This is a genomic window from Sodalis sp. (in: enterobacteria) (genome assembly GCF_047607725.1).
GTDB lineage: Bacteria > Pseudomonadota > Gammaproteobacteria > Enterobacterales > Enterobacteriaceae > JBLKSS01.
This window is the reverse complement of record NZ_JBLKSS010000265.1, coordinates 1-2,760: the sequence shown is the minus strand read 5'-3', so window position 1 is coordinate 2,760 and position 2,760 is coordinate 1. Positions and strand designations below refer to the sequence as shown.

Here is a 2,760-nt window from a genome sequence, read left to right as displayed (position 1 = left end):
TATCCCGTGCCAGCTTGGCAATGGATACGCCGAGCTGGAGCGCCTGCTCAACCAGTTTAATGTTAAAGTCCAGCGGGAAATTGGGACGACGTCTTGAGAGTTTTGGTGGGGTTTGTTTCATGAATTGCGCCCATTAAAAAAATAATGGACATCATCTTCAATAACTTGATGGAGAATTAACAGACGGCGCTGGGCGTACGCTTACGGTGGGCGGGATGCGCGCGGAGTGCCAAGTCAGCGCGGGTTGGTTATGTAGCCGCTTTTTGTCCGCGGCTGATGAGTCCAATCCTCTCGCGCTCTTTCGTCAGCATCGCCTGGACGTAGAGGATACAATGGAGTCGCTTATCGCTCAGGGAATGGATATTGACGGCCGATACTGCTTATCCTGAAACAATGGCACATGACCAAAGCTTTAAGCAGGAATGCGTTTTTCGATGCCAGAAGCGCTATCCCTAAAGCTACGCCGATAAAAATGCCAGGGTCGCGCGATGATAATAAATTTAACGTCCTTCTACAGGCGGCCGCAGTTCATCTGCCTGGGTGAGATAGTCATCCTTCCACTGTACATAATTATTGGCCGAGTAAATGAGATTACCGATTTCCGCGGGCGTCAGGTGACGGACTCGCCGCGCCGGACTGCCAAAATAGAGATAGCCACTGTGTAGGCGCTTACCGGACGCCACCAGGCTTCCAGCGCCAATGATGACCTCATCTTCAATGACGGCGCCATCCAGAATAATGCTTCCCATGCCAATCAGGACACGATTGCCGATCGTGCAGCCATGCAACATGGCTTTATGCCCCACAGTGACCTCATCACCAATAATCAGGGGATGTCCCGCCGGGTTGCGCTCGGAGCGATGGGTCACGTGTAATACGCAGCCGTCCTGAATATTGGTGCGCGCGCCGACTTGCACGCGGTTGACGTCGCCGCGAATAGCGACCAGCGGCCAAATACTGACATCGTCGCCGAGGGTGACATGACCGATGACCACGCTGCTGGGATCGATCATGATCCGCTTGCCGAGTTGAGGGAAGGTGTCTCGGTAAGGGCGCAGCGGTCCAACGTGCTGAGGCATGATAAGGATCCTTTTGTGGGGTACTGAATAGACTGTATCGTCTCAAAAGCGTTTGTGACAACCTTTCCTTGACCGCCATTTGCCGTTTTTGCGCAGACGATCGCTTAAGATCAAAGCGGAAGGGATGAAAAATAAACAGTCAGCGGCAAAAGATCAAAAAAGGCTTGTGCAATAAATTCGGATCCCTATAATGCGCCTCCATCGACCGGTCATGTGAATATCATCACAGTGAACGGGAGGGTTCAGAAACAGGCGAAACGGCTTGACACTGAATTGAGAAAGGCGTAGTATACGCCACCTCGCGCCAGCCGGATTCCGGCAGCGCAGCGTTCTTTAACAATTTATCAGACAATCTGTGTGGGCACTCACAAGACGATATCGACACACGAAATATCAAGTCTTGAAGAGTGAACAAACGAATATTCATACGAATACCAGTTTTAATTCTTTGAGCATCAAGCTTTTAATTGAAGAGTTTGATCATGGCTCAGATTGAACGCTGGCGGCAGGCCTAACACATGCAAGTCGAGCGGCAGCGGGAAGAAGCTTGCTTCTTTTGCCGGCGAGCGGCGGACGGGTGAGTAATGTCTGGGAATCTACCCGATGGAGGGGGATAACTACTGGAAACGGTAGCTAATACCGCATAACGTCGCAAGACCAAAGTGGGGGACCTTCGGGCCTCACACCATCGGATGAACCCAGATGGGATTAGCTAGTAGGTGGGGTAATGGCTCACCTAGGCGACGATCCCTAGCTGGTCTGAGAGGATGAGCTGCCACACTGGAACTGAGACACGGTCCAGACTCCTACGGGAGGCAGCAGTGGGGAATATTGCACAATGGGGGAAACCCTGATGCAGCCATGCCGCGTGTGTGAAGAAGGCCTTCGGGTTGTAAAGCACTTTGAGCGGGGAGGAAGGCAGTGGCGTTAATAGCGCCATTGATTGACGTTACCCGCAAGAAGAAGCACCGGCTAACTCCGTGCCAGCAGCCGCGGTAATACGGAAGGTGCGAGCTTTAATCGGAATTACTGGGCGTAAAGCGTACGCAGGCGGTCTGTTAAGTCAGATGTGAAATCCCCGGGCTCAACCTGGGAACTGCATTTGAAACTGGCAGGCTAGAGTCTCGTAGAGGGGGTAGAATTCCAGGTGTAGCGGTGAAATGCGTAGAGATCTGGAGGAATACCGGTGGCGAAGGCGGCCCCCTGGACGAAGACTGACGCTCAGGTACGAAAGCGTGGGAAGCAAACAGGATTAGATACCCTGGTAGTTCACGCTGTAAACGATGTCGATTTGAAGGTTGTGGCATTGAGCCGTGGCTTTCGGAGCTAACGCGTTAAATCGACCGACTGGGGAGTACGGCCGCAAGGTTAAAACTCAAATGAATTGACGGGGGCCTCGCACAAGCGCTGGAGCATGTGGTTTAATTCGATGCGACGCGAAGAACCTTACCTACTCTTGACATCCAGAGAACGAGGCAGAGATGCCTTGGTGCCTTCGGGAACGCTGAGACAGGTGCTGCATGGCTGTCGTCAGCTCGTGTTGTGAAATGTTGGGTTAAGTCCCGCAACGAGCGCAACCCTTATCCTTTGTTGCCAGCGATTCGGTCGGGAACTCAAAGGAGACTGCCGGTGATAAACCGGAGGAAGGTGGGGATGACGTCAAGTCATCATGGCCCTTACG

2 protein-coding genes and 1 rRNA gene are annotated in these 2,760 nt (G+C 52.7%); 2 read left to right on the top strand and 1 reads right to left on the bottom strand.

The features are described from left to right. The first annotated feature begins 215 nt into the window (after nucleotides 1-215). Nucleotides 216-389, top strand: coding sequence for a DUF1488 family protein (locus ACMX3H_RS18040; RefSeq protein ID WP_415209322.1), 174 nt, complete (start codon nucleotides 216-218; stop codon nucleotides 387-389). A 111-nt stretch (nucleotides 390-500) separates the two neighbouring features. On the opposite strand, the gene ACMX3H_RS18035 is transcribed toward ACMX3H_RS18040, so the two are convergent. After that, nucleotides 501-1,079: a gamma carbonic anhydrase family protein gene (locus ACMX3H_RS18035; RefSeq protein ID WP_415209321.1), complete on the bottom strand. Its 579-nt coding sequence runs from the start codon at nucleotides 1,077-1,079 to the stop codon at nucleotides 501-503. A 464-nt stretch (nucleotides 1,080-1,543) separates the two neighbouring features. On the opposite strand from ACMX3H_RS18035, the gene ACMX3H_RS18030 reads away from it, so the two are divergent. After that, nucleotides 1,544-2,760 (top strand): 16S ribosomal RNA (locus tag ACMX3H_RS18030); the annotation flags it as partial.

What these genes read in the sequence shown, in the direction of transcription:
- ACMX3H_RS18040 (WP_415209322.1), top strand. Translation starts at nt 216, where the DNA reads ATGCGCGCGGAGTGCCAAGTCAGCGCGGGTTGGTTATGTAGCCGCTTT.
- ACMX3H_RS18035 (WP_415209321.1), bottom strand. Translation starts at nt 1,079, where the DNA reads ATGCCTCAGCACGTTGGACCGCTGCGCCCTTACCGAGACACCTTCCCT.